The sequence below is a fragment of the Sorangium sp. KYC3313 genome (assembly GCF_052075895.1).
Taxonomy (GTDB): domain Bacteria; phylum Myxococcota_A; class Polyangia; order Polyangiales; family Polyangiaceae; genus Sorangium; species Sorangium cellulosum_B.
On record NZ_CP197255.1, the window covers coordinates 8,030,236 to 8,050,467 of the forward strand.

A 20,232-nucleotide genomic window follows, 5' to 3' on the forward strand; every position below is an offset into this window, starting at 1 on the left:
CTCCCGGCGCGCCGATCCCTCACCTCGCGTCGACCTCGGGCTCCTCGCTCCAGCAGTCGTTCGCGCTCGCGCGGTGCCGCGCGCGGTACTCCGAGGGGCTGACGCCCTCGGAGCGCCGGAGCTGCTCGGCGAAGCGCGACGCCGAGTCGTAGCCGCAGGCCGTCGCGACCTCCAGCACGCCGTGGCGCCCGGAGCGCAGGAGCGCCTTGGCGAGGTCGAGGCGCTCCTTCCACATCCTTCCACAGGAGGGCCCTGAACGAGCCCCCCTTCGCGCCGAGCGGCGCGCGCCCGCGGCGCTCATTGGTACGCCCGAAACGCTCACGCGCCGCGGCTTGCGCCGCTGCCGGCCAAGACACAAGGCCTCGCGCAGGCGGCGGGGCCACCCCCGGCCAGGGCGCGTCTCGACCAGGGAAGAGCCGATCGTTCAAGGCGCCTCCGTCGTTCCACCCGACCGGGAATCGAGAACCGCGAGACAACGAATCCCACGTCCACGCCGCTTCATCGGCCACGCGCAACGCACAACCATCGTCCGCGTCGTGCGAGGCAGATTCCCGCCCTCCGCAGATCCTGTCCTGACAAATGAACACGGGTCCAGCTTGAACGGCGCGTAAATGGCGGGTAACCGGCGCGTAACCGGCGCGTAACGGCACGCAATGGCACGCAACGGCGCGCGCTCGCGCTCCGCATGGGCGAGGAACGTCTTGGTCGACATCCACGGGACCTGCCGGCCCACACCGGCGACACGCCGTGAGTCGACAACGGACATCGATCTCTTGACAAGTGTTGCGCCCCCGACAATCATGCGGTCACCGTGGCCCGGCTGACACATGGTACCCTGTAATGCAGTGTCTTTCAGACCCAGATAGCGAGACGTCGCTGCACGAGCAGGTCGCGACGCTCCGCAGGCGCGTCGCGGAGCTCGAGCAGGCGCTGGCCGAGGCGCAGCGGCCGGGCTCAGCCGCGCGCGAGGCGCGGCCCGCCGCGCAGGAGCATGAGCTCCTGGCCAGCTTCTTCGCGGCGGAGGCCTCGGGGTACGCCGCGCTGCTCGACGCGATCCCGGCGATGGTGTTCTTCAAGGCTCGGGACCACCGGTACCTCGCCGTCAACAAGGCCTATTCGGAGCACTATCGCCTCTCGAGCGACAGGATCGTCGGGAAGCGCGACGAGGAGATATTCGTCGACGAGGTCGCGCGCAGCTACCGCGAGAACGACGAGATCATCATGTCCGAGGGGATCCCGCGGATCAACGTGGAGCTCCGGTGGAAGCTCGAGGACGGGAGCGACGGCTGGACGCTGGAGAACAACGTCCCGTTCCGCGACGCGAGCGGGCGTGTGATCGGGATGGTCGGGGTCGTGGTCGACATGACCGCACGGAAGAGGACGGAAGAGGCGCTGCGGAGCACCGAGTCCGATCTCCTCGCCATCCAGTCGCGCCTCCTCGAGACGATAGCCGCGCTCTCGACGCCGGTCCTGCCCATCGACCGCGGGGTCATCGTCGTGCCGCTCATCGGCCATCTCGACACGATGCGGGGCACCCAGCTCATGGCGGCGCTCCTGCAAGGCGTGGAGCGCCACGACGCCGAGCTCGTGATCGTCGATCTCACCGGCGTCCCGATGATCGACAGCGCCGTCGCGCTCCACCTCCTGCGCGCGGTGCAGGCCGTGGGCCTGCTCGGCGCCGAAAGCGTCCTGGTGGGGATGTCGGCCAGCACCGCCGCGGCGCTCGCGAGCCTCGGCGAGACGCTGGAGGGGATCGTCCTCCGGAGAGATCTCCGGGCCGGCGTGCGTTACGCGATGGCGCGGCGGAAGGAATTGACCGGCGCGCAGCCGATGGCGCGACGGTAGACGTCAGGCGACGCCGAGCGGCGCCGACAGACCTATCCCCCCCTCGCACCTTGTTCCACGCAGCGGGCGACCTCACGCCCTCTCGAAGTGCTCACGCACCCAGGTCTCGCTTGACCCTCCGGCGAGGCGCCGGCTAAGTTCCGTTCAGGCTTTTAGCGCTGCATTCCCGGCTGATGTAGAGACGGTCGGTTCACCACTTCACCACACCTCAGCGAGCTCGACGCACCCGGTGTCCCCTGCGCGTCGAAGTCCAGACCAGCGATGACGCCGCGTATCCGCCCGTTGCCCCTCGACCAGATCCGCCCCGCCACCACCGCCCTCCTCGTCATCGACATGCAGCGGGACTTCGTCGAGGAGGGCGCGCCCTGCGAGGCGCGCGGGGCGCTCGATATCGTACAGCGTGTCAACGCGCTCGCCGCGTGGGCGAGAGGGCACGGCCTGCCGGTCGTCTTCACCCAGGAGATGCACAGGGCCGATCGGTGCGACTTCGGCATCGAGCTGGAGTTCGAGCCGCTGCACTGCCTCGAGGGGTCCCGCGGCGCCGAGATGGTCGATGGGGTGCGGATCGAGCCGCAGGATCATCGGATCTTCACCAAGCGGCGCTACGACTGTTTTCTGGGCACCGACCTCGACCTGCTGCTCCGGTGCAAGCGGGTGGAGAACCTCATCTGCTGCGGCGTGTGCACGAACATCTGCGTGCTCAGCACCGTGCTCACCGCGAGGAACCTGGATTACCGCGTGCTGCTCCCGGTCGACGCCGTGGCCGGGACCTCACCGGAGCTCCACGACGCCGCGATCCTCTGCATGAGCAACGCCTTCGCCTACGTCACCGAGAGCGCCGCGGTGATGCAGCTCTTCGGCTGACGGATGCCCGGCGACCGAGCGCCGCGGGCCCTGTCGCGACAGTGCGAGCGACCACCGCCGCGCTGGCTCGCGCTCGGCCGCCCCGTTCCGGCCCCGGCCCGTCTCGCGCTCGGCGCGGCGAGCTTCCTCGCCACCCTCGCGGCGTACGCCTGGCTCGCGGGCCGCGACGGGGTGAACTCCGCCCTCGCCCCCACGCTCGCGAGCATCGGGCGGGCGACGGCCGACGCGCTCGGCTCGGCGGAGCTCTGGCTCGACGTCCGCTACAGCTTCCTCCGGGTCACTGCCGGGTTCGCGGCCGCCGCGCTCCTCGCGGTCCCGCTCGGCGTGCTCGCCGGCGCGTTCCGCTCGATCGCCGCGCTGATCGAGCCGCCGACCGAGTTCCTCCGCTATGTCCCCGTGCCGGCGCTGATCCCGCTCGTCATGATCGCGGCGGGCATCGGCGAGGGCGCGAAGGTCCTCCTCGTCTTCCTGGGGACCTTCTTCCAGCTGCTGCTCATGACCGCGGACGAGGTGCGGCGGGTCCCGGCGCCGCTGCTCCAGGTCAGCCAGAGCCTCGGAGCCACCCGGCGGGAGATCGTCTGGCGCGTGCTGGCCCCGGCCGCCCTCCCCGGCATCTGGAGCGCGCTGCGCATGTGCAACGGCTGGGCGTGGAGCTACGTCGTCGTCGCGGAGCTCGTGGCCGCGACCGAGGGCCTCGGCTTCCGCGTCCTCAGGTTCTATCGCTTCATCCAGACGCCCAGCATCTACGCGTACCTGGTGGTGCTGGGCGCGATCGGTCTGGGGCTCGACTGGGCGTTCGGCGCGGCGCACCGCCGGCTCTTCCGCTGGGCCAGGGGGCGCGACGCGTGACGCTCTCCGTGCGCGGCGTCAGCAAGGCGTACGCTGGCCGCCGCGGCGAGACCAGCGCCCTCTGCCCGCTCGACCTCGACGTCGGCGAGGGCGAGTTCGTGAGCCTCGTGGGCCCCTCCGGGTGCGGGAAATCGACGCTGCTGCACGTCGTCGCGGGGCTCGAGCCGGCGACCACCGGGACCGTCACGCTCGGCGGCGAACGCGTCCTCGGCCCCGGCGCCGAGCTCGGCGTCGTGTTCCAGCAACAGACGCTCTTCCCGTGGCTCAGCGTGCGGGAGAACGTCCGCTTCCCGCTGACGCTGGCCCGCCACCGCGGCCGGGCGCGGCAGGCCGGCGCCGAGCGAGAGGCGGACCGCGTCGAGCGCCTGCTGCGCCTCGTCGATCTGTGGGACTTCCGCGACAGCGCGCCCGCGGAGCTCAGCGGCGGCATGCAGCAGCGCGCCGCGCTGGCGCGGGCGCTCGCCGCGCAACCGGAGGTGCTGCTGATGGATGAGCCGTTCGGCGCCCTCGACGCCCAGACACGTGAGGAGATGCAGGGGCTCCTGCTCCATGTGATCCAACATCACCGGATCACGACGCTCTTCGTCACCCACGACGTGGATGAGGCCCTGATCCTGTCCGATCGCGTGGTGGTCTTCTCCGAGCGCCCCGGCCGCGTCGTGGCCACCTTCGACGTGCCGGTACCCCGGGCGGATCGCTCGCCCGACCTCAAGCTCGACGAGGCGTTGCTGCGCCTCAAACGGGATATTCTGTCGCTCCTGCGGGGGAAGGCCCGCCCCGAGGAGCAGCGCCGCCGCTTGCTCCTCGGGCTCACGAATACGCCGAGGGGAGAGGATCCATGAACCGAAGGACCGTCGTGCTAGAGCTCGGGGCAGCGCTCGCCTGCCTCCTCCTGTCGCCAGGCTGCTCGAAGAAGGACGAGCCAGCGCGCGAGACGCCCGCCGCCGCCGCGCCGGGCGAGAAGCCCGGGGCCGCGGCGAACGCGCCGGTGAAGCTGACCGTGGGACACGACCTGTGGATCGGCTATGCGGGCGTGTTCATCGCGAACGAGCTCGGGCTGTTCAAGCAGGCTGGCCTCGACGTCGAGCTCAAGCCGTTCTCGAACCCCGGGGACACGCTGCCGGCGCTGGCCGCGGGGAAGCTCGATATCGGCCTGACGACCCTGCAGAACCTGGCCGTGCTGAGCGGCAACGGCGACACGGACGTCGTGGCCATCGCGCTCATCGACAGCTCGAACGGCGCGGACGCGGTGGTGGCGAAGGAGGGGGTCGCGTCCATGGCCGATCTCAAGGGCAAGACGGTCGCGCTCACCCTCGGCGAGGTCAATCACATGCTGTTCCTCGCCGGCCTGAAGAAGTCCGGGCTCTCCGCGGACGACGTGAAGGTCACGAGCATGAGCGCGGACGACGCCGGGGCCGCGTTCGTGGCGGGGAAGGTCGACGCCGCGGTCACCTGGGAGCCGTGGATCACCAAGGCGACCAAGGGCGGCGGTCGCGTGATCTTCTCGAGCGCCAGCGTCCCCGACACCATCATGGACGCGGTGGCCGTGCGCCGATCGCGGCTCGCCGAGTCCGGCGACGCCTGCTCGAGGTTCATCGGCGCCATCGATCAGGGGGTGCGCGTCCTGCGCGGCGAGCCCGACAAGGCGATTCCCATCGTCGGCAAGTACTTGAGCGCTCCGCCCGAGGACGTGAAGGGCATGCTGGCCGGCGACAAGATCTACGACCTGGCCGACAACAAGCAGCTCTTCGGCACGGCGGAGAAGGCCGGCCCCGTGTACGCCTCGATGAAGGCGGTTGTCGACTTCGCGGTCGAGTCCAAGCTCGTCAAGAAGGCGCCGGCGCCGGAGTCGCTGCTCGACCCGAGGCTCGTCCGATGAGCCGCGACGAGGCGCTCATGGGGCGCGCGCTGGAGCTCGCGCGCGGCGCGCAGCGCGCGGGCGAGCCGCCGTTCGGCGCCCTTCTGGCCGCCCCCGACGGCACCGTCGTGGCCGAGGCGACCGACGAGGTGAACGCCCGGCGCGACTTCACGTGGCACGCCGAGGTCGGCGCCGTCCGCCGCGCGTGCGCGGCCGCCGGGCCGGACCTCACGGGCTACACGCTGTACACGACCGTGGAGCCCTGCCCGATGTGCTTCACCGCGGCCTGGCTCGCCCGGGTGAGCCGCGTCGTCTTCGGCTGCACGATGCAGGAGGTCACGGCGGCGACCGGCGGCGCGCAGCGCGAGCTGGCCGTCCCCGCGCGCTGGATGAACGAGCGCTCCGGCGCCCCCGTCGATCTCGTCGGCGGCGTGCTCGCCGACCGGTGCCTCGCGCTCTTCAGCCCGTCGTGACGCGCTCGCCGGCGTAGCGCCGGATGCGCTCCGGGCGCTCGCAGCCCGCGGTCCGTGTTGCTCCGGCAGCAGCCGCGCTGAATCGGTGCTCGATTCCCAGCAACGCGCGGGCAGAGCGCGCCGGAGATACGCCGAGATCCGCCGTCGAGGAGCGACATCGGGGCAACGGCGCCAGGGCACGCAGGTTGCAGAGTGCCGCGCGCCAGCACGACCATCGATCTCACACCGGCGACATCGGCGCGCCCAACCCTTTTCCGGAGTCTTTCATGACTGACCGTATCGCTCGTCTCGAGGCCTCGCCCTCCGTGGCTGTCAAGGAGAAGCTCGATTACCCCGTCATCGACACGGACATCCACACCAACGATTACTCGCCGGCGCTGGAGGATTTCGTCGCCACGTACGGCGGCGCCAAGCTCGTCGACGACCTGCGCAAGGCGCTGAGCTCCCGCCGCCGCAACGCCGAGAACAGCAGCGGCAAGGACTGGTACAGCCAGACGCCCGAGGAGCGGCAGCGCTTCCGCACCGTCAGGTCGCCGTGGTGGGCGCGGGTGACGCGCAACACGCTGGACGTGGCCACCTACCACCTGCCGGAGCTGCTCGCCGAGCGCCTCGAGGAGCAAGGGTCCGACTACTCGGTCCTGTTCCCGAACAACACCCTCGCGCCGCTCGCCGTGAAGGACCCGGGCGCGCGGCAGGCGCTCCAGCGCGCGATCAACCATTATCACGCGGAGCTGTTTCGCAAGTACAGCGACCGCCTCACCCCGGTCGCCGGCATCCCCCTGAACACGCCCGAGGAGGGGATCGAAGAGCTCGAGTTCGCCGTCAAGAAGCTGGGGCTCAAGGCGATCAACATCGCCGGCGGCGTGCGCCGCCCCATCAAGGCGATCGCGGAGAAGTACCCGCCGGAGCACCACCCGGAGATCGCGAAGTACGCGACGTACATCGACTTCTACGGCATCGACAGCGAGCACAACTACGATCCTTTCTGGGCGAAGGTGGTCGAGCTCGGCGTGCCTGTCCTCACCCACTATGGGAGCCAGGGCTGGACGGGGCGCTCGTCGATCAGCAATTACATGAACAACCACGTCGGCCACTTCGCCGACGGCTCGGAGGCGTTCGCCAAGGCGCTGTTCTTCGGCGGCGTCACCCGCCGCTTCCCCGGGCTGCGCATCGGCATGCTCGAGGGCGGGGCGGACTGGGGCGCGCGGGTCTACATCCACCTGGTCGACCGCTTCCAGAAGCGCGGCCCCGAGGGCCTCAAGCACTACGACCCCGCGGCGACCGATCGCGCGCTCTTCACCGAGCTCTTCCGGCGGTACGGCGCGGATCTCGCAAAGCTCGCAAACGGGCGCTCCATCGAGGGTGAGCAGCTGATCGCCGACACGCTGGGCGCCGGGTACACGAGCGACGCCCGCCAGCCTGCGCCGGAGTACCGCAACGACTTCGAGGCCGCGGGCATCGAGAAGATCGAGGACATCCGCGATCGCTGGGTGAACAACTTCTTCTTCGGATCCGAGTCGGACGACCGCACCATCGCGGCCGCGTTCAACCACAAGGCGAACCCGCTCGGCGTGAAGATCAACGCCATCTACTCCTCCGACGTCGGCCACTGGGACGTCCCCGACCTGACCGAGGCGCTCGCGGAGAGCTATCGCCTCGTGGAGGAGGGTGTCCTCAGCGCCGAGGACTTCAAGGCGTACGTGTTCGAGAACCCGTACAAGCTCTACACCGAGGCCAACGCGAGCTTCTTCAAGGGCACGCGGGTCGAGGAGAAGCTGAAGCGAAAGGCGGGCGCCGGCGACGAGCGGCGCGGCCCGCAGCCGGGCGCGAAGAGCGAGGGTCTACCCGGCAAGCCGGTCGAAATACGCGCGTAGCGCCGCCCCGTCGAGCCCCGCCCCGAGCGCGAACATCAGCGCGAGCCTCGCCTTGGGCCCCGAGAGCGCGCCCGCGGCGATCACCCCGAGATCCCGGAGCCGCCGCCCGCCGCCGGGCGCGCCGTACGTCGGCGTGACCCGCCCGCCGGGGCAGCGCGAGCTCAGCACCACCGGCGTGCCCGCCTGCACCAGCGCGCCGATCGCCCCCTCCCAGCTCCCGCAGACGTTCCCCGCGCCCGAGCCCTCGATCACGACCCCGCGCGCGCCGGCCTCCAGGATCGCGCGCAGCAGGAGATCGTCCATCCCGGATGCCATCTTGACGAGGTAGACCCGCGGCTCGGGCGGCGCGAGCGGCAGCGTCGGCGTCCTCGCGGGGCGCGCGTGGACGCGGACGCCCTCGCCGTCGACCCAGCCGAGCGGCCCCACGCCCGGCGAGGCGAACGTGCCGAGGGCGGTCGTGTGGGTCTTCATCACGCACCGGGCGGCGTGGAGCTCATCGTTCAGCGCGACGAGCACGCCGAGCCCCCGCGCCGAGGGCTCCACCGCGATCCGCGCGGCCGAGACGAGGTTGCGCGGGCCGTCGGTCCCCGCGGTGCTCGCGTCCCGCATCGCGCCGGTGAGCACCACCGGCGTGTCCCCGTCGAGCAGCAGATCCAGCGCGAACGCCGTCTCCTCGAGGGTGTCCGTGCCGTGGGTGACGACGACGCCGGTCACCTCGGGATCGGCCTGGAGATCGCGCACGGCGCGCGCGAGCGCCGCGATCCTGTCCGGGCCGAGGTTCCAGCTGCTCTCGAGGCAGAACTCGGTGACCGCGATCTCGGCGACGCGGCCGAGCGCGGGCACGTCGGCGACGAGCTCCTCCGCGCGGACGGCGGGCACGGCGGCGCCCGTCTTCGGATCGACGCGGCTCGCGATGGTGCCGCCGGTGGTGACGAGGTGAACGCGAGGCATGGATAGTTCCTGGCGTGAAGCCGGTCACCGCACGTGAGAGAGCGGGAGCCCCGCGACGGGCGCGCGGAACGTGAGGAGGTGGGGCATCGCCAGCGACCCCATGTAACACGTGCGGAGATCGGGGCCGCCGAACGCGATGCTCGTGGGCAGCTGAAGCGTGTTGCCCGCGCAGGCGCCGAGATCGGCCGGCTCGATGGTGCCGTTCCTCTGCTTCAGGGTCATCGCCTCGAGGACCGCGGGGCGCGGATCCTCGAAGACGGTCTGGTAGCTGCCGTCGGGGAAGACCACCCCGAGGCCGTTGCGACAGACGGCCACCACCCAGAGGTTGCCCTCGGCGTCGAAGGCGAAGCCATCCATGTACCCGCCGATGCCGAGGCTGTCGGGCCCGAACGGCTCGGGATCACCGAGGCTGCCGTCGTCGCCCACCGGGAACCGGAGGAGGCGGCCGGGGACGGTCTCGACGGCGTACAGGAACCGCTCGGCGGCGTCGAGGCGCACCTCGTTCGTCAAGCTGAGGCCGTCCGCCACGATCCGGGCGCCCTTCTCGTCGACGAGCGCGATGTACCCGTCGCGGAGGCTGCCCACGACCGCGGACCACCACGGGAGCTGCCGTGTCGTGACGGAGATCCAGAGGCGATCCCGCGAGTCGATGAAGCAGAAGTTCACGGCGCCGAGCGGCTTGCCGTCGATGGAGTCGAGGAGGACCTCGGACCGGCCGTCGCGGTGGAGCTTGTGGATCTTGCCGCCCGACATGCTGGCGACGATGAGGTTGCCCTGCCGATCCATCGCCATGCCGTTCGGCTCGGGCACCTCCGGGCCGAGGGTCGCCTGCCTGCCATCGGGCTCGATGCGCGTCGCGATGCCGCGAGCGTCCGAGGTCCAGAGGGTGCCGCCGGGCTCGGCGATCACGCACTCCGGCCGGACAAGGCCTTGCCCGACGTACTCGATCCGAGACAGCTCGAGGGTGAAACCCCTGACAGATGACATCCAACGACCTCCCGGCACGGCGCCGCGCCGCGCCCGCTCGACGCGCGCGAGCATAACACCCCCCTCGACGATGGGGACATCTCGAGCAGGCGCGCCGCCCCGGGCCGACAGGCTCGGGAACGAGACGCTCAGGAGCTCGCCTTGAGCGCGGTGAACTCGCCTGGATCGTGGATGGTGGGGGGATTGACCCCGCCGCCGATGAAGTCCTCCGTCCGGTCGTACATGCCGAAGTGGGTCACCGGCCCCGAACCGCCCTTTGCCGGGAAACCATCCGCGCCTGCCTTGACGCCGAGGGCGTTCATCAAGCTGCAGAAGTACTTGTTGATCGGCGCGTTGGCGAGCGACGGATCGGTCCCCGTCTCCTGGGAGATCGCGTCGACCTGGTTCGAGGTGCCTTCAGTACACGTGATCTCGCTGTTGCCGGTCGTGAGATCGGGCGAGCCGTCGTCGACGTTCACGGCCCAGCCGGTCTTGAAATAGCCGCCGGCGCTGCCGGCCTGGACGATCGGCAGGTTGTTGAGGTTGCGGGCGCAGCCGTCCGACACGTCCTGGAACCAGACGGCCGCGCAGCTGTCGAGGAGCGTCCCGTCGCCCTCCTCGATGCGGCTCAGCTGGTCGACGAGGTGGGCGAATTTCCTCGCATAGTAGTCGTCGATCGTGAGGAGCATGTCGATCGCGCCGGGGACGCAGGTGCCCGTCATGCCCGCGTTGTCCAGGCGATGCGAGAGGCTGGCGCTCTCGAGCGTCACGCCGAGCCCTCTGAAGGCGTAGTTCCCGGGGTATTTCAGGAAGATGACGGGGTTCGCGTTGCACGCCGCCGCGAGCACGGCGAGGTTCGAACAGAGGTCCGCTGCGTCCAGGGTGTCCGAGATGCGCTGCGTCAGTATGTCGTCGACGCTCGGGCGCGTGATCGCCAGGTTGACGTTTTCTTGCGTCGCACCGAGCGCCGTGGCGAGGGACGTGTCGCACTGCGCGGAAGCCACCACGTTCCCTGTCGAGTGGATGAGCTCCTTCCAGGCTGCGAGCTTCTGCTTGTCGGCACGGCTCATGTCGAACCGCTCGAGCCTCTGCAGATCGTCCTTCACGATGTCGAGGACGCTCTTGCCGCGCATCGCCGCGTAGGTGTCCGGAGACGGCGGCTTCCCCGCCTCGAAGATGCCCGTGAGGCTGCTGAAGACCTGCGACGCGTTGAGGCCCCTGAAGGGCGTCACGGCGGCGGAGTAAGAGATCGCCGACTGAGCGTTGTCATTCTGACCAGCCGTGTTCAAGAGCAACGGAGTCCCTTGCGGGCTGAGCTGTCGTGCGATGACGTGGTCCAGCGAGGGACCGGTCGGCTTGGCGTTGAACTTCGTCTCCGCGTCGAAGCTGAACGGGTCGTCGCTGTTGGGAGTGACCGGGTGGCAAGTGAAGTACGACCCGACCACCTGCGTGTGGGGATCGTTCCCCTGCCCCCGCTCCAGCGTCGCCGTCCACTCGTTCATCGCGCGGATGCCTCGGGGCATGAGGAGCTTGTCGACGTGAGGCGCCAGGTGCTTGAGCGTCGTCGACTGGAGGTCCGCGGCGGTGAGCGGGCCGTGCGACTTCTTCGGGAACCACCGCGTCGTGATGCAGCCATAGAGCGTGAACATCACGATCAGCCGCTTCGGCGGCGTGACCGGCTGCGCCATCACGGAACGGTCGAGGATCGAGCCGAGGAACGGCGCCGCGACGCAAGCTCCGCCCAGCCCTCGGAGGAAAATTCTTCGGTTCATGCGCTTTGACATGGTCGTATTTTTCCCGCCTCAATGAAGACAAACGCCCGGCTGCCACTCGGAACGCCCTCGGATGCCCGCGTTTGCCACGGCTCCATCCCCCATAATCTCCGCGGGTCCGTGAACGTATTTGGAATTCGCTCGGCCGGGCGCGATCGTCGAGCGGAAAGATGCCCCCCCGATCACCGCTCTCTCGCGCGGCGTGCGGGCGCCCCTGCGCGCGCTCGGCGTCAACCGGCCGCTCGAGCTCGTCACCCTCCCAGCACAGCACGCCGCGAGGCCCATTGCCTCGAGCCACGATCTTTTTCCATGAGATGTTCTCCGACCCTCCCGATCAGAGGTTTCAAACAAATTCTGACAATTCGCAGCCATGACCCGCAATGGGCCACACCCGTGAATCAGCCGGAGCGCTCCCGTCCGGCCCATCGCTTTTCTGGCTCACGACGCGTGAAGCCCCCTTTTCGCCGTCGCTGGCTGTGCAATGGATCTGCGCGTCGATGCCGCTCGTCTTTCTGCCCGGCGATCTCCGCTTCTTCCTCTGGGACGACACGGCCGTGGATCGGCTCGCGGCCCGGTCGCTCGGCGCGACGACCCCGGCGGAGGCGGTCGTGGTCTCCGAGGCGGGTCGGGCCGTGAGGAAGACCGGAGAGGCCGCGGCGCTCCTGGACGGCCTGTCCGCGCTCGCCAGCATGGCCCAGGACGACCTCGGGCGAGCGCCGCCGTCCGTCGCCGCGTGGAGCCTGGCGAGCAAGCTCGCCCTCGATCTCGTGGTGCGCGAGCGGGTCGTGCCCCGCGTCGTGCCCGCCGGCGCCGCAGGGGGGCGCACGGAGGCCCGCTGGGCGGTGTCGCTCGCCGCCCCGGAGGACGCCGCGCGCGTCGCGGCGCTCGCCCGCGCCATGCCGCCGGCCGCGCACGCGGTGCCGGCGGGCGCGCAGCAAGCCAGCGGCGACGGCGGGCGCCCCCGCGGGCCCCGCGCCGCGGAGGTCTGGTCGGCCGAGGCCCTGCTGCGCGCCTTCCTGGACGCCGCGGCCGACGCGCTCGCCCGCGACGGCGCCACGGATCGCCCGGCGCGCGCGCCGCGCTCCTCGCACACCCCCTGGGAGCGCCGGCTGGTGCTCGCCCTGACGGGGCCGCGGCGCGCCTTCGCCGCGGAAGGGCTCGCCGAGCGCGCGCTCGTGGCCGATCTCGACGCGTGGGTCCGGCCCGCGCTCGGCGCGTGCGACGCGCTGCGCGCCTGCTTCCGGCTGGAGCTGCCCCAGGGCGACCGCGGCTTCGTGCTCCGCTTCCTGCTGCAGGCGACCGACGATCCGAGCCTGCTCGTGCCCGCCGCCGACGTGTGGAAGACCCAGGGGCGCACGCTGAAGGCGCTCGGGCGCGCGTTCGCCGGCGCGGAGGAGGTCCTCCTCGGCGCGCTCGGCGCCGCCGCGCGGCGCTTCGCGCCGATCGCCCGGGCCCTCGGCGAGGCGCGGCCGGAGCGCGTGGACCTCGATCCCGCGGAGGCGTGGGACTTCCTCGCGCAGGCCGCGCCGGCGCTGGGCGAGGCCGGGTTCGGCGTGGTCGTGCCGGGCGAGCTCCTGGCCTCGGGGCAGCGCCGCCTGCGCCTCCGCATGCGCGTCGGCGCGGCGCGCCGCACCGCGGGCGTCGTCGCGGGCAGCGCCGGGCTCGGCCTCGACGAGGCGCTCGATTTCGCGTGGGAGGCGGCGCTCGGCGACGAGGCGCTCTCCGCGCGCGAGCTCGCCGCCCTCGCGCGGCAGAAATCGCCGCTCGTCCGGCACCGCGGGGCCTGGGTGGTCGTGGTCCCCGAGGAGCTCGCCGAGATTGCGCGGCGCCTCGAGGCCGGCGGCGGTCGCATCTCGGCGCGCGAGGCGCTGGAGGGCGCGCTCGCGGGCGAGACCCGCGTCGACGGCCTGGCCGTCCCCGTGGTCGCCGAGGGCGCGCTCGCGCGCACGATGGAGCGGCTCCGCTCGGGGGCCGAGCGCGCCGCCGCCCCGCCCGCGGGGTTCGTGGGGACGCTGCGCCCGTACCAGGCGCGCGGCGTCGCCTGGCTGCAGACGATGGCGAGCCTCGGCCTGGGCGCCTGCCTGGCCGACGACATGGGCCTCGGCAAGACCGTCCAGCTGCTGGCGTTCCTCGTCGGCCGGCGGGCGGCGGCGCCCGAGGACGCGCGCCCGACGCTGCTCGTCGCCCCGACGTCCGTCGTCGGCAACTGGGAGCGGGAAGCGGCGCGCTTCGCCCCTGCCCTGCCCGTCGTGCGGCACTACGGCGAGGGGCGCGCCCGCTCGGCCGAGGAGCTCGCGTCGCGGGCGTCCGGCGCGAGCGAGCGGCCCGCCGAGGGCGGCGACGGCGGCGCGCGCCGCGCGGGCGGCGGGCTCGTCCTGACCACGTACGGCCTGCTCCGCCGCGACGCCGCGGCGCTCGCCGGCGTGGACTGGGCCGCGGTCGTGCTGGACGAGGCGCAGAACATCAAGAACGCCTCGTCGCGCACCGCCCGCGCCGCGCGCGCGCTCCGCGCCCCGCACCGCGTCGCGCTGACCGGAACGCCCGTCGAGAACCGCCTCGCCGAGCTCTGGTCGATCCTCGAGTTCGCGAACCCCGGACTGCTCGGCCCGCTCGAGGCCTTCCGGCGCGCCTACGCGGTGCCCATCGAGCGCTACGGCGACCGGAAGGCCGCAGAGCGGCTCCGGCGCATCGCCGGGCCGTTCTTGCTGCGACGCCTCAAGAGCGACCCCGCCGTGCTTCAGGACCTTCCGCCGAAGGACGAGGCCAGGGTCTTCTGCACGCTCACGCGCGAGCAGGTGACGCTCTACCAGGCGGCGCTCGACGAGGCGATGCGCCGCATCGAGGAGGCCGAGGGCATCGAGCGGCGCGGGCTCGTGCTCTCGCTGCTGACGGTGCTCAAGCAGATCTGCAACCACCCGGCGCAGTGCCTCGGGGAGGCGGGGCCGCTCGCGGGCCGGTCCGGCAAGCTCGCGCGGCTCACCGAGATGCTCGAGGAGGCGCTCGCGGCGGGCGATCGCGCGCTCGTGTTCACGCAGTTCCGCGAGATGGGCGACCGGCTGGTCCGGCACCTCGCGCCTTCGCTCGACACGGAGGTCCTCTTCCTGCACGGCGGCACGCCGAGGCTCGCGCGCGACGAGATGGTGCGGCGGTTCCAGGACGATCCGCGGGGGCCGCGCGTGTTCGTGCTCTCGCTGAAGGCCGGCGGCGCGGGGCTCAACCTGACGGCGGCGAGCCACGTGTTCCACTTCGATCGCTGGTGGAACCCCGCGGTCGAGGACCAGGCGACGGACCGCGCGCACCGGATCGGGCAGCGGCGCGCGGTGCAGGTCCACAAGCTCGTCTGCGCGGGCACCATGGAGGAGAAGGTCGACCGGATGCTGGAGCAGAAGCGCGAGCTGGCGGCGCAGGTGGTGGGCCAGGGCGAGGCGTGGATCACCGAGCTCGACGACGCGGCGCTGCGCGAGCTGTTCGCGCTGTCGAGGGACGCCGTGACCGGCGCGGGCGAGCTGGACGATCGCGAGGAGCCGGAATGAGCCCGCCGGCGCGATGGACGCCGTTCCCCCGGGAGGCCGGGCCGAAGCCGCCGCCGCCGGCGCGAGGCATCCGGATGAAGCGGGCCGGCACGACCTGGTGGGGCAAGCGCTGGGTGGAGGCGCTGGAGCGGATGGCGCCCGACGACGCGGGCCGCCTCGCGCGCGGGCGCACCTACGCGCGCACGGGCCGGACGCACGATCTCACGGTGAAGCCCGGCCTCGTGACCGCGCGCGTGACCGGCTCGCAGCCGAGGCCGTACAAGGTGATCCTCACGATCGCGCGGCTCGACGACGCCACCTGGGCGAAGGCGATCGCCGCCATGGCGAAGCGGGCGAGCTTCGCGGCGGAGCTCCTCGCGGGCCAGATGCCGGAGGACATCGAGACCGCGTTCCAGAGCGCCGGGACGAGCTTGTTCCCGGAGCGGCCGGAGGACCTCACCACGGCCTGCTCGTGCCCCGACATGGCGAACCCCTGCAAGCACGTCGCGGCGACGCACTACGTGCTCGGGGAGGCGTTCGACAAGGACCCGTTCCTGCTGTTCGAGCTGCGCGGGCGCACGCGCGAGCAGGTGATCGAGGCGATCCGCGCAGCGCGGGGCGCTCCGGCGCGCGCCAGGCGGGCGGGCGCCGGGAAAGGCGCCCCCTGCGCCGGAGACGCGCCGGCGATCGCGACGGTGACGCCCGGCAAGATGGCGGCGAAGGACTACGACGCCTGGCGCGCGGCGCCGCCGGCGCTCGACGTGGCGCTGGCGCCGCCCGCGGCCCACGCGGCGCTCCTGTCGCAGCTCGGCGCGCCGCCGGGCTGGAGCGAGGAGCGCTCTCCGGCGGATCTCTTCGGGCCGCTCCTCCGGGCGGCGTCGGAGCGAGCGCGGGAGATCGCGATGGCGGAGGGCGCGCCGCGGGGGCGAGGGCGCGGCTGAGCCGGCGCGTCAGCAGTTCCGCGCGGCGGGGGCCCCCGCCCGGGACGCGGCGGCGCGCACGGCCGCCCGCTCCGACTCGGAGAGCACGACGTTCAGCTCGAGCACGTCGCAATCGCCGCTCCGCTCCACGTTCACGCTCACCTGGTCCAGGTCGATCCGCTCGTACTTCGAGATCACCTGGAGCAGCTCCTGCTTGAGCCGCGGCAGGTAGTCCGGCTCGCCCGTCGGGCGCACGCGCTCGCGCGCCACGATGATCTGCAGCCGCTCCTTCGCCACGGTCGCCGACTTCGGCTGCGACCTACGGAAATAGTCCATGATCGACATGGCAGAACTCCCTCAGACGGTCGCCGCCTGGCCACCGAAGATTCGGCTGAAGAACCCCTTCTTGGCCGGCTCCAGGAAGCGGTGGGGGCGCTCCGCGCCAAGGAAGCGCTGGACCACGTCGAGGTAGGCCTGCGCCGCGTCGCTCGTCGGATCGAGCACCACGGGCGTCCCGGCGTTCGACGCCTGGAGCACCGCCGTCGACTCCGGGATCACGCCGAGCAGCGGGATGCCGAGGAGCTCCAGCACGTCCTGGTGCGCCAGCATCTCGCCCTTGGCGACGCGCGCCGGCGCGTACCGCGTGAGCAGGAGGTGCGTCTTCACCGCCTCCTCGCCGAGCTCCGCCCTGCGGGTCTTCGCGTCCAGGAGGCCGAGCACGCGATCCGAGTCCCGCACCGAGGAGACCTCGGGGTTCGTCACCACGATCGCCTCGTCCGCGAAATACATCGCCATCTGGGCGCCCCACTCGATCCCCGCCGGCGAGTCGCAGAAGATGTACTCGAAGCCCGCGCCCCGCAGCTCGTCAAGGATGCGCCCGACGCCGTCGAGCGTGAGGGCGTCCTTGTCCCGCGTCTGCGACGCGGGGAGCACGTAGAGCGAATCGAGCCTCTTGTCGCGGATCACCGCCTGACGGAGCGTCGCCTCTCCGCGGATCACGTTGACGAAATCGTAGACCACGCGCCGCTCGCACCCCATCACGAGATCGAGGTTGCGGAGCCCCACGTCGAAATCGATGGCGATCGTCTTGCAACCGACGGCCGCGAGGCCGGACGCGAGGTTTGCGGTCGTGGTGGTCTTGCCGACTCCGCCTTTGCCCGAGGTGACGACGACTACCTTTGACACCAGAAACCTCCTTAAGATGGTTCGAGAGACGTGGCCTGTCCTACGGCCGAGCCCGCGCGGATGCCCGCCTCCCGGCGTTGAGGGGGCGGCGTCGACGTGATGAGAGCTCGGCGCCCACCCGATTCCATTGAGGCCGGGGACGCGCTCGACTGGGTACGTCATCGCGAACCGAACGAACAACTTTTTCGCGACGAAACTTGCAGCGTAACCCGGCCGGCGATCTGGATCCAAGTTACCTACATGTAGGTGCGCCCTCCGGTCGTGCGTTGCGCCGCCTCATCAGCCGCTGGGCGCCCTCCAGACGAAAGCCCGGGGGGCGGGCCGGCGGCGCTCGGGGGAGCCGCTCGCCGAGGTGGAACGCCCAGGCGTCCGGCGTCGAGCTCGAGCCGTTCGGCTCCCAGCCCGACCCGGCGCTCACCACGGGCGCGCTCAGCGAGCTCACGTAAGCCCTTCACCTCGCCTTCACGCCACTCCTCATCGGCGATTTTCCGTGCCTATTGACAGTCGCTTCGTCGACGTCGTATCTCAAAATTGCACACATGGGTTTCAGGACGCCCAAGACGCTGCAACGCGCCCGTCGAACCGACATGGTGCTGGTTTATCGCAGATGTCGGCCGCACTGTAGGGAGACCAGGATGCTTGTGGGATTCGCGTCCCAGATCGTGGCATCGTGCTCGCCGACCGCCGAGGAGGGAATGTCATGAAGATGACAGGACGACGCTGGATGACGGCCCTCGGGCTCATGCTGATGATGGCGGCGTGCGCAGCAGAGGACGCCCCCCAGTCGGACAAGCCAACCGAGGAGATCGCGCTGATCAAGCGAGACCGGACTCCGGTCACCGAGTTCACGCCAGAGGACATCGAGGAGACGGTCGACAAGCTCGCCAACGCGATCAACCGGAGTGGGCTCGAGCCGATTCAGATGGTGGTCCTGCTGAAGCACCTCTCCACCTTCTTCGAGCCGATCGCCACCGGCGCGAACCGAGCCATGGGGGAGCTCGAGGCCGTGGGGAACGTGCTCGGCCCCACCACGCAGGTGGTGACGGACGACGGGACGACGTCGCAGAGCCTCCAGAATCAACAGATCGCGAACGCGATAGAGGATGGCGCCCAGGGCATCGGCATATCGCCCTACGATTCCCTCAACGAGGTCTCCATCAGGAAAGCCGTGGAGAGCAAGCTCCACGTGGTGACGTTCGACACCGACCTGAAGGACTCGGGGCGCACGCTCTACGTCGGGGCCATCCAGAAGGAAGCCGGCGCCAAGGCGGCGCAGGCCCTCCTCGATAGCAAGATCGGAGGCTTGCCCCCCCCGCCAGGGACAGTGGTGCTCCACGGCGACACGTCAACGCAGTGGTACGACGGGTCCCAGCGAACGTTCGGCGCCATGGATGCGCTCGGGAAGACCGGTTACACGGTGCAGGTGGTCCAGGCCGCCTTCGTCAACGGCCAGGAAGACTTCGACGTCGGTCAGCTGAAGAGCCTGATCATGAGCGCGGACCCGCCTGTCGTGGGCATGATCGGCATGTTCAACATCTCGTATCGGTGCGTGATGGCCGCAGAAGCCGCCGGCAGGCCGGACATGCCCATCGTCACGTTCGACTTCGATCCGAAGACCGTCGAATACATGCAGAAGGAGCGCATCAAGGCGACGATCGTCCAGCGGCAGTACTACGAGGGGTACCTCGTGCCCTACATTCTCTACGGCATCGAGCACATCGGCCTCGAGGCGACGAAGGAGATCCTCCGTCCGCTGATGGTCGACGAGAACAAGATGCCCGACGAGCACCGGGTCAACATCGGCGTCGACGTGGTCCCGCAGGGCAAGTTCGACGAATACAACGATTTCCTCGACCAAATCGGCTCGATCCAGTAGCGGCGCCGTGGACGGCGGCGGGCTCGCGGCGAGGTTCCACCCCGGCGCCGCGGGGCCGCGGGGTAGACTGGGCTCATGACCGTCATCCGCTTCTATCGCTCCGGCGACGCTCACGGGTTCTTCTCCAACTTCTCGCGCCACCCGGTCACGCTCAAAGGCAAGGTGTGGCCCACGAGCGAGCACTACTTCCAGGCCCAGAAGTTCCCCGGCACCGAGCACGAGGAGGTGATCCGCAACGCCTCCGGCCCCGGCGAGGCGGCGCGCATGGGCCGGCAGCGGAGCCGCCCGCTGCGCCCCGACTGGGAGCAGGTCAAAGACGATGTCATGCGCGAGGTGGTGCTGGCGAAGTTCACCCAGCACGAGGATCTCCGGCGCGCCCTGCTCGACACCGGGGACGCGGAGCTGGTCGAGCACACGGCGAACGACGCCTACTGGGCCGACGGCGGCGACGGGAGCGGGCGGAACATGCTGGGCGTCATCCTGATGGAAGTCCGCGCGCAGCTTCGCCGCTGACGCGTCAGGGCTGTCGCGCGACCGCGGCTCCGCGCTCAGAACTGCGCCACGCCGAACGGCTGCGCGGAGACCGACGCGTCCGGCCCGCTCCCGGTCGGGTGGCTCTCGGCGACCCCGCTGATCGTGCCGGAGACCGCGCCGCTGCTCAGCGCGCCGCTCAGGTACACGGCGACCGCCTTGAACTCCGCGGGATCGACCTCGGTGACCTCGTACGAGCCCTGGAGCGCGGAGAGGTCGATCTTGTAGAAGAAGCTGGCAGCGTCGATCCGCGGAACCCTGAGCGTGACCGCGAACGACTCGTCGAACGCGCCGTCCTCGGTCGAGAAGGCCAGCGGGACGTCGATCTGCAGGTGATCCGAGCAATCCACGGCGAGCGCCGGCTCGGCGCCGCTCGAATCGCCCTCTGCCACCGTCGATCGCACGAAGCGCGCGGCGACGAGCTCGCCCACGGAGACGGTCGCCGTCGTGCTGCCGCCCTTCGCCCACGTGAGCGGGACGGAGCGCTCTCCGGAGATCGCCGTGAGCGCCTCTCGCGCCGAGAAGCCCAGCGGGGAGACGTCGTCTGCGCCGATGTCCTCCTTCTCCTCGTCACACCCGCCCTCGGATCCGTGGACTCCGCCGATCTGGCCGCCCTGCGGCCCGCTGCCCGCGCCGTCGACGCACCCGAAGAGCCCGACGCTCGTCGCCGCCACGATCACCCAAGAAAGCCAACGCCGCTCGCTCATGTTCAAGACCTCCTGCGGCCTACCTTGCGTTCGTCGTCGGCGCGACGCC

At 71.0% G+C, this 20,232-nt stretch carries 18 protein-coding genes; 11 read left to right on the forward strand and 7 right to left on the reverse strand.

Features of this window, described 5'->3' with window-relative positions:
* Positions 1-19 precede the first annotated feature (19 nt).
* Positions 20-235: a helix-turn-helix domain-containing protein gene (locus ACSRUE_RS30935; protein ID WP_441286727.1), complete on the reverse strand. Its 216-nt coding sequence runs from the start codon at positions 233-235 to the stop codon at positions 20-22.
* Between the two features lie 605 nt (positions 236-840).
* On the opposite strand from ACSRUE_RS30935, the gene ACSRUE_RS30940 reads away from it, so the two are divergent.
* The 7 genes from ACSRUE_RS30940 (at position 841) to ACSRUE_RS30970 (ending at position 7,763) form a co-directional block, all read left to right on the forward strand.
* Positions 841-1,845 carry a PAS domain-containing protein gene (locus tag ACSRUE_RS30940; RefSeq protein ID WP_441286728.1) on the forward strand — a complete coding sequence of 335 codons (1,005 nt, stop codon included), beginning with the start codon at positions 841-843 and terminating at the stop codon, positions 1,843-1,845.
* Between the two features lie 261 nt (positions 1,846-2,106).
* Positions 2,107-2,709: a cysteine hydrolase family protein gene (locus ACSRUE_RS30945; RefSeq protein ID WP_441286729.1), complete on the forward strand. Its 603-nt coding sequence runs from the start codon at positions 2,107-2,109 to the stop codon at positions 2,707-2,709.
* Between the two features lie 3 nt (positions 2,710-2,712).
* Positions 2,713-3,558, forward strand: a complete 846-nt coding sequence (locus tag ACSRUE_RS30950) for an ABC transporter permease (protein ID WP_441286730.1) — start codon at positions 2,713-2,715, stop codon at positions 3,556-3,558.
* On the forward strand, positions 3,555-4,400 hold the full coding sequence (locus tag ACSRUE_RS30955; RefSeq protein ID WP_441286731.1) for an ABC transporter ATP-binding protein: 846 nt from the start codon (positions 3,555-3,557) through the stop codon (positions 4,398-4,400). Before ACSRUE_RS30950 ends, ACSRUE_RS30955 begins: the two co-directional genes overlap by 4 nt.
* Positions 4,397-5,437: an aliphatic sulfonate ABC transporter substrate-binding protein gene (locus tag ACSRUE_RS30960; RefSeq protein ID WP_437767840.1), complete on the forward strand. Its 1,041-nt coding sequence runs from the start codon at positions 4,397-4,399 to the stop codon at positions 5,435-5,437. Before ACSRUE_RS30955 ends, ACSRUE_RS30960 begins: the two co-directional genes overlap by 4 nt.
* Positions 5,434-5,889, forward strand: coding sequence for a nucleoside deaminase (locus ACSRUE_RS30965; protein WP_441286732.1), 456 nt, complete (start codon positions 5,434-5,436; stop codon positions 5,887-5,889). Before ACSRUE_RS30960 ends, ACSRUE_RS30965 begins: the two co-directional genes overlap by 4 nt.
* Before the next feature lie 266 nt (positions 5,890-6,155).
* Positions 6,156-7,763 carry an amidohydrolase family protein gene (locus ACSRUE_RS30970; protein WP_441286733.1) on the forward strand — a complete coding sequence of 536 codons (1,608 nt, stop codon included), beginning with the start codon at positions 6,156-6,158 and terminating at the stop codon, positions 7,761-7,763.
* Here the strand turns inward: ACSRUE_RS30970 and ACSRUE_RS30975 are convergent.
* The 3 genes from ACSRUE_RS30975 to ACSRUE_RS30985 form a co-directional block, all read right to left on the reverse strand.
* Positions 7,731-8,714, reverse strand: a complete 984-nt coding sequence (locus ACSRUE_RS30975; protein WP_441286734.1) for an asparaginase — start codon at positions 8,712-8,714, stop codon at positions 7,731-7,733. The genes ACSRUE_RS30970 and ACSRUE_RS30975 overlap by 33 nt on opposite strands.
* 24 nt (positions 8,715-8,738) lie before the next feature.
* A complete protein-coding gene (locus ACSRUE_RS30980; protein WP_441286735.1) occupies positions 8,739-9,701 on the reverse strand; it encodes an SMP-30/gluconolactonase/LRE family protein in 963 nt (320 codons plus the stop codon).
* 128 nt (positions 9,702-9,829) lie between these two features.
* Positions 9,830-11,452 carry a DUF1552 domain-containing protein gene (locus ACSRUE_RS30985; RefSeq protein ID WP_441286736.1) on the reverse strand — a complete coding sequence of 541 codons (1,623 nt, stop codon included), beginning with the start codon at positions 11,450-11,452 and terminating at the stop codon, positions 9,830-9,832.
* Positions 11,453-11,949: 497 nt separating this feature from the next.
* Between ACSRUE_RS30985 and ACSRUE_RS30990 the strand changes: the two genes are divergently transcribed.
* Both ACSRUE_RS30990 and ACSRUE_RS30995 read left to right on the forward strand, forming a co-directional pair.
* The gene (locus ACSRUE_RS30990; protein ID WP_441286737.1) at positions 11,950-14,985 is read left to right on the forward strand and encodes an SNF2-related protein; all 3,036 of its coding nucleotides are present in this window, start codon (positions 11,950-11,952) and stop codon (positions 14,983-14,985) included.
* Positions 14,982-15,905 carry an SWIM zinc finger family protein gene (locus tag ACSRUE_RS30995; protein ID WP_437767849.1) on the forward strand — a complete coding sequence of 308 codons (924 nt, stop codon included), beginning with the start codon at positions 14,982-14,984 and terminating at the stop codon, positions 15,903-15,905. Before ACSRUE_RS30990 ends, ACSRUE_RS30995 begins: the two co-directional genes overlap by 4 nt.
* Before the next feature lie 9 nt (positions 15,906-15,914).
* Here ACSRUE_RS30995 and minE read toward each other — a convergent pair whose 3' ends face one another.
* Complete coding sequence (gene minE / locus ACSRUE_RS31000; RefSeq protein ID WP_441286738.1) at positions 15,915-16,229, reverse strand: cell division topological specificity factor MinE; 315 nt, start codon at positions 16,227-16,229, stop codon at positions 15,915-15,917.
* 12 nt (positions 16,230-16,241) lie between these two features.
* Complete coding sequence (gene minD, locus ACSRUE_RS31005; protein ID WP_441286739.1) at positions 16,242-17,069, reverse strand: septum site-determining protein MinD; 828 nt, start codon at positions 17,067-17,069, stop codon at positions 16,242-16,244.
* 700 nt (positions 17,070-17,769) lie between these two features.
* Here minD and ACSRUE_RS31010 point away from each other — a divergent pair.
* Both ACSRUE_RS31010 and ACSRUE_RS31015 read left to right on the forward strand, forming a co-directional pair.
* Entirely contained in the window at positions 17,770-18,945 is a 1,176-nt protein-coding gene (locus ACSRUE_RS31010; protein WP_441286740.1) for a sugar ABC transporter substrate-binding protein, read from the forward strand.
* Between the two features lie 75 nt (positions 18,946-19,020).
* A complete protein-coding gene (locus tag ACSRUE_RS31015) occupies positions 19,021-19,458 on the forward strand; it encodes an NADAR family protein (protein ID WP_437767854.1) in 438 nt (145 codons plus the stop codon).
* Between the two features lie 35 nt (positions 19,459-19,493).
* Here the strand turns inward: ACSRUE_RS31015 and ACSRUE_RS31020 are convergent, their stop codons facing one another.
* Complete coding sequence (locus tag ACSRUE_RS31020; RefSeq protein ID WP_441286741.1) at positions 19,494-20,183, reverse strand: hypothetical protein; 690 nt, start codon at positions 20,181-20,183, stop codon at positions 19,494-19,496.
* Positions 20,184-20,232: the final 49 nt, after the last annotated feature.

Bases quoted from the DNA above. Each gene is read 5' to 3' on its own strand.
- ACSRUE_RS30965 (WP_441286732.1), top strand. From the start codon at position 5,434: ATGAGCCGCGACGAGGCGCTCATGGGGCGCGCGCTGGAGCTCGCGCGC.
- ACSRUE_RS31010 (WP_441286740.1), top strand. From the start codon at position 17,770: ATGAAGATGACAGGACGACGCTGGATGACGGCCCTCGGGCTCATGCTG.
- ACSRUE_RS30935 (WP_441286727.1), bottom strand. From the start codon at position 235: ATGTGGAAGGAGCGCCTCGACCTCGCCAAGGCGCTCCTGCGCTCCGGG.
- ACSRUE_RS30960 (WP_437767840.1), top strand. From the start codon at position 4,397: ATGAACCGAAGGACCGTCGTGCTAGAGCTCGGGGCAGCGCTCGCCTGC.
- ACSRUE_RS30985 (WP_441286736.1), bottom strand. From the start codon at position 11,452: ATGAACCGAAGAATTTTCCTCCGAGGGCTGGGCGGAGCTTGCGTCGCG.
- ACSRUE_RS30940 (WP_441286728.1), top strand. From the start codon at position 841: ATGCAGTGTCTTTCAGACCCAGATAGCGAGACGTCGCTGCACGAGCAG.
- ACSRUE_RS30995 (WP_437767849.1), top strand. From the start codon at position 14,982: ATGAGCCCGCCGGCGCGATGGACGCCGTTCCCCCGGGAGGCCGGGCCG.
- ACSRUE_RS31020 (WP_441286741.1), bottom strand. From the start codon at position 20,183: ATGAGCGAGCGGCGTTGGCTTTCTTGGGTGATCGTGGCGGCGACGAGC.
- ACSRUE_RS31015 (WP_437767854.1), top strand. From the start codon at position 19,021: ATGACCGTCATCCGCTTCTATCGCTCCGGCGACGCTCACGGGTTCTTC.
- ACSRUE_RS30990 (WP_441286737.1), top strand. From the start codon at position 11,950: ATGCCGCTCGTCTTTCTGCCCGGCGATCTCCGCTTCTTCCTCTGGGAC.
- ACSRUE_RS30945 (WP_441286729.1), top strand. From the start codon at position 2,107: ATGACGCCGCGTATCCGCCCGTTGCCCCTCGACCAGATCCGCCCCGCC.
- ACSRUE_RS30980 (WP_441286735.1), bottom strand. From the start codon at position 9,701: ATGTCATCTGTCAGGGGTTTCACCCTCGAGCTGTCTCGGATCGAGTAC.
- ACSRUE_RS30975 (WP_441286734.1), bottom strand. From the start codon at position 8,714: ATGCCTCGCGTTCACCTCGTCACCACCGGCGGCACCATCGCGAGCCGC.
- ACSRUE_RS30950 (WP_441286730.1), top strand. From the start codon at position 2,713: ATGCCCGGCGACCGAGCGCCGCGGGCCCTGTCGCGACAGTGCGAGCGA.
- ACSRUE_RS30970 (WP_441286733.1), top strand. From the start codon at position 6,156: ATGACTGACCGTATCGCTCGTCTCGAGGCCTCGCCCTCCGTGGCTGTC.
- minE (WP_441286738.1), bottom strand. From the start codon at position 16,229: ATGTCGATCATGGACTATTTCCGTAGGTCGCAGCCGAAGTCGGCGACC.